The following is a 4944-nucleotide window of genomic DNA, read 5'->3' as shown; positions in this document are numbered from 1 at the left end:
CGAAGCCCGTCAGGAAAGGCTGATGAAGCTGGCCGCCTGAGCTGCAAAAGCTTGTCCAGACAACCGGAGCCGATACACAGATAAACGCAGCGAAGGTGAAGATCGGTCGACGCATTTACTTCCGCACGTCGGACATCGGCCGGTTGATCGACGAACGATTCTTGGGGCAGCACGCATGACCGGCGAAGTGATCATTCGTCACAAAACGAGAAGCGATTTCACGCTTTTGCAGAATGACATCCTCCGCGACCGACGGATAAGCTGGAAGGCGCTCGGTCTGCTTGCGTACCTTTTGTACCTACCAAGCGATTTCAAACTCAATCTGCGATACCTGTCAACGCTCCGAGCGCGGGCAGCGACCAGCAGTCGAGACGCCACACGGGCGGGGGTGAGGGAGTTGGAATCGGCCGGATACGTGAGGATCCTACGGGAACGCGACCAGCACGGTCGATACACGACAGTGACATGGTTAGTCACGGACCAGCCAGCCGACACGGCGCAGGAACCGTCGCCACGTACGGATTTTCCGGAAGTGGACTTTCCAGTCGCGGCTGGCCCAATACAGGAAAAGCCGACACTAACAAATACTAGTAGTGACGAAGAACTGATAACAACTACTACCACTACCGCGCTCGATCAAACGCTGGTCTTTCCGCGCTTGCTGCCCCCCCTCGAACGCGCAGCCATTGCTGATGATCTGGCAAAGATCCCGAACAATCACGCGCAGCAGTTGCTTGATGAACTGGCCGACGCTTTAGACCATGGCAGCACCATAAAGACGAGCCCCGTGAGATGGTTTCGCGGATTGCTGCGGCGCTATGAGAAAGGGGAGTTCCGTCCAACCGGTGGCATTCGCATAGCAGCGCAGCGTGAAGCAAAAAGGTCTAAGCGAGACGTAGACGGCACAGGAGAACGAAGCGAAGCGCGAAGTGATGCCGCCGTCGCTCGTGCTCACTTGAGCACAATTCAGGCGCATCTGCGCAGGTGAATTCAATGACGCCGTCGACGATTCATGTGGAGACAACGAAGCATATGAATAATTGCCGCCGCCCGAGACATATTGCGCCCACCGACCTCGCCTCGCTGCAGCGGGAGGTGCTTGCCCGCGGCCCAGAAGCTGCATTGCCGCAGAACCTTCCCGACAGATGGCTGCGCGCTATCGTTCGGGACATGATGCAGTGCATGTTTGATAGGACAGACGCCCCGAGCACCGCTGTAGGTGCTGTGTTACTGGTTCTTGCTCTTGCGCTGCACCGTGAAGCTGGTGCATCAACTGGTGTAATCGATGCAAGTTCGATTCCCAGCGACAAGCTGACTGACTACTTCGCGAAATACCGAGACGCATTGATCGAGGAAATCGTTGCACGGCAGACGGGTGTATTTCAGCATTCGTATTCGCTTTCTGACATCTTCGATTGAGTGATAAAAAAGCGAGCACGTGCTAGTCACAGGTCGGCACTCGCGGAATCAGCAGCGCCATCCCTGTGTTCGCGATCTTTTTGGAGCAAAGCATCTGGAGTGCGCGAACTCTTTAAACGGCGGCCGGTTTGGTTGCACACGTAACGCACACCGATTGCACACGGTCATTCGGTATGCACACGTACTGCCCTCGAAATGCACACGGCGTGCCCTCGTGCCGCACTCCCTTGATGGGGATGAGCCTGCTCGGGCAGACATTCTAGAAAAATGTCCCCTTTTTGTACCCGGGATGTACCCGTTTCGTACCCAGGCAACGTCGCCGTGCCCGATTTGTACCCGTTGTGTACCCGGAATCCTGACTTAACCCCCGAAAAATGAGTCGAGTGGAACATAAAGAGTGTGTTACGTGCTACGTCATTTTTAAGGCCGAAGCCCCGCACTGTATAGCTTTGGCCCGTATTACATTCTCGCCAAATTCTGGATACTTGTGACACATTGGGAACACATGAAAGAGCACCTTACCGCGCGTCTCGATACGCATCTGAAAGCACGTCTGAAGGCAGCAGCGGACGAACGATCAACGTCTGTTTCGGCGGTCATGGCGGCAGCACTCGAGCGATACTTCGCCGATGAGTCGATCGTGGAAGAACTGCGCGCGATGGAGGATCGTCTGGCGGCAACCATGGTTCGTACGCTAACGGAAACTGCTCGCGTGGGGGATGATGTTCAGTTGGTGATCGCGCAGGTCGATCAGCTTATCCGCTTCATGTTCCAGGTCACCCCTGAGATCTTTGACAAGGAAGTGGCAGCCATCGTTGGCTCACGCCGATATACGGGATTCCTTGAATCGTTCGCGAAAGAATTTGTAGGCAGAAAGCGCCGGGCCGTGTTTGCAGGACACGTTGACGATGTCCTCGCAGGCGAGGACGGAGCCAACGCATCATGCGCAACCTAGCCACCGCGACGGCGGCCAGTCGAATCAGTTAGCAGGGTCATTGCGGGGTCCATACCATGTCACTCAACGCAGTCTTCTTCGACGCCTTCGGCACCCTCTGTGACATTCGCATCAAACGTCGACCATTTGCCAAGCTTGCCCAGCTTTATCCGGATCGTCGGCGCGCGCGCGAATTGGTCATGACTCGAGCGCTCTCGCTGCGCGACGCTGCGCTCGAACTGCATGTGCAAGGCGTCGATTTGACCAAGCTGGAAGAGGAGCTTGAGACTGAGTTGGCCAGTATTGAACTGTATCCCGAGGCCATCAAGGTGCTAGAAGCCTTGCGGGCATCTGGCTTCAGAATTGGTATTGTGTCCAATCTGGCCGCGCCATACGCGGAACCGTTGTTACGGCTGCTACCGTTCGCGCCAGATGCCTGTGCGTGGTCATTTGAGGTCGGTCACATGAAGCCGGATCCGCGCATCTTTTCGTGCATGTGTGAACGGCTCGACGTTACCAGTAGCGAAGCGCTGATGGTGGGAGACACATTCGCTGACGACTATGAAGGTGCATTGGCAAGTGGCCTGCACGCACTGCATTTGAACCGGCGGGGACGGGGAAATCACCTGGCAGTCCCTGCGAACATTCGGACGCTGGACGAGATTCTTCCCGCACTCCGCGTTCAGTCAGATTTCGTCTCAATGGGCCAGACCGGGTCGGTCGGGCTGTCGTAACGAAGGACCGAACCACGCAGCTTCTCGAGTTGGCCTGTCAGCAGGACTCGCGGGAGCGTCGGATTTGGGGTGCCCTCAAGATTCGGACTTTTTCGTACGTTTAGCAGCGAGATCGTCAAGCTAGGGTCTTAGGCATCAGGAACGGCACGTCAGATAAGGGCGAGGCCAACCCTAGCCTGACGGTTTTTGCGGGCCGGTCTGACGTCCGGTTGAAGTACGCCTCAACTGGACGACGCGCTGGCTTATGAGGCAGCGACCGGCCATGAAGGGACCATCGCCCGATGCGGCGCTCGGACATCCAGGAGGCAGCTTCGTTCGGTGAACGGTCATTCTCGCCGGTATCTGGCGTCGCGTCATCGGCCATTACGGTCATCCCTAGCGCCCAACGGCATGCGGGCTCGAATGGCTGCTTACGCGAGAGTCCTCGATAGTGAAGCTTAGAGTCCCGCGGCTGCATTCCGTGGACAATTCGGCGCCGGCACATTCACGTAGTCGTTGGGGTTTGCTGTGTTGAAACGGGCTATCATGTCCGCTGAGATGGGCGCAATAAGGTTGTCATTCGATCCGCCGCGAAAGACACTATTTGCAAGCCCTTGCTCAATCGCATTTCCGGAGATGCGTCCGCACCTGCGAACAAGATGGGCATACTGCGTCCAATCTTGGCTACACCCACCAGCAAGCAGCGCGATAGTGATTCGCTCGACGTCACTGAATCGCGCGCTTTCCGCAAAGTAAAACGCCAGAGTTTTGACCACATCTTGTCTATCCTTCATTTCGAGCGTGTCAAAGCTCATAGCCGTGTCGAAATAAGCTTCTAGATTTGAACGACTCAGCAAAACGTCAGAGTCTGTATATTTCGATTCTACGTCAGAGAGTACATGTTGCTGGATATTCACTATGTAGTAGTTCTGTGTGTCCATCGTTAAATGGAGCGCTCCTGAGACCGATTGGTCACAAACTTTCGTAATGTCAATGCCAATCGAATGTGCAATCGTATTCAGAACGGGCCGTATTTCTGAAGCGACGAAATCCGGAATGCTATCCTCAGCGTACGCCTTCCCAGATGGTCCCGTGATTTGATACGCACATTCGGCTTGTGCGACCGACGCAATAACAGCCAACAGCAAACCAATCAACAATTGCATTTTCGTCTCCTTTTATGCCGGAAAGCTCGAGAAAGTGTTGCCGAGGTCACTTGCTGGGAGTGGGTGACAGGAAATCACATTTCTTACTCGCCTTTTCGTACGCCTCCCAACATTTCCGAATCTGCTCAATCGTCGCTGGCTGGGCCACCTACGGACGGTCGGCCAAGTGGTCAGAACCAGTAAAGCAACCCTGCGTGACGAGTGAACGCTGGGAACACTACGCCGAACGGTGGCGAGACGCCCGGCATGGCATTCAACGGTAGCGGTCAATGCGTGGTGAAAACTATCTATGAATTGTCGAGAGTCCAGTACGTCAACGGAAACACATCGTTAAGAAGCCGGCCGCGGCAGAATCGGTTCGATCCGTCGCACACGGAAGAGATCGCCGCACGTGGCTCCGACAGTGGCTTCCAAAATCCGCAGGTCACTCAAAGTCTTCCATGGGGCGCATTCCGCTAGCCTCTGTTTTGATAACACCGCCCGTATTTCGGTTAGTTAATTCCGCCGGGCTCCAATGTGCGGTAACGCACTAATCTCGACTTCCCAACCAATTAAGTGGTTGAAGAAGCTCATCGCGTTGCTACGATAACTTGGCGCGACGTTCTATTCGTCGCCACTCCGATCCGAGATGATGGACCGCCCCGGGAATCGTGGAGGCTGGTTGGTTTAAGTTGATGCGGGTTCAGCGGCAGCTGTTTCAAGTTGCCGATAG

5 protein-coding genes are annotated in these 4944 nt (G+C 55.4%); 4 read left to right on the top strand and 1 reads right to left on the bottom strand.

Annotated elements, in window-relative coordinates:
* Positions 1 to 175 precede the first annotated feature (175 nt).
* The 4 genes from EVC45_RS43460 (at position 176) to EVC45_RS43445 (ending at position 3087) form a co-directional block, all read left to right on the top strand.
* Positions 176 to 988 carry a hypothetical protein gene (locus EVC45_RS43460; protein WP_129964212.1) on the top strand — a complete coding sequence of 271 codons (813 nt, stop codon included), beginning with the start codon at positions 176 to 178 and terminating at the stop codon, positions 986 to 988.
* Between the two features lie 5 nt (positions 989 to 993).
* Positions 994 to 1419, top strand: coding sequence for a hypothetical protein (locus EVC45_RS43455; RefSeq protein ID WP_129964211.1), 426 nt, complete (start codon positions 994 to 996; stop codon positions 1417 to 1419).
* 505 nt (positions 1420 to 1924) lie between these two features.
* Positions 1925 to 2374 (top strand): hypothetical protein, encoded by a 450-nt coding sequence (locus EVC45_RS43450; protein ID WP_129964210.1) that lies wholly within the window; start codon positions 1925 to 1927, stop codon positions 2372 to 2374.
* Positions 2375 to 2430: 56 nt separating this feature from the next.
* Positions 2431 to 3087 carry an HAD family hydrolase gene (locus EVC45_RS43445; protein WP_129964209.1) on the top strand — a complete coding sequence of 219 codons (657 nt, stop codon included), beginning with the start codon at positions 2431 to 2433 and terminating at the stop codon, positions 3085 to 3087.
* Positions 3088 to 3524: 437 nt separating this feature from the next.
* Here EVC45_RS43445 and EVC45_RS43440 read toward each other — a convergent pair whose 3' ends face one another.
* Positions 3525 to 4232, bottom strand: coding sequence for a hypothetical protein (locus EVC45_RS43440; RefSeq protein ID WP_129964208.1), 708 nt, complete (start codon positions 4230 to 4232; stop codon positions 3525 to 3527).
* Positions 4233 to 4944 lie beyond the last annotated feature (712 nt).

The organism is Paraburkholderia sp. UYCP14C (assembly GCF_004197395.1).
Lineage (GTDB): Bacteria > Pseudomonadota > Gammaproteobacteria > Burkholderiales > Burkholderiaceae > Paraburkholderia.
The sequence above is the reverse complement of the archived record's forward strand: the minus strand, read 5'-3'. Positions and strand labels throughout refer to the sequence as shown.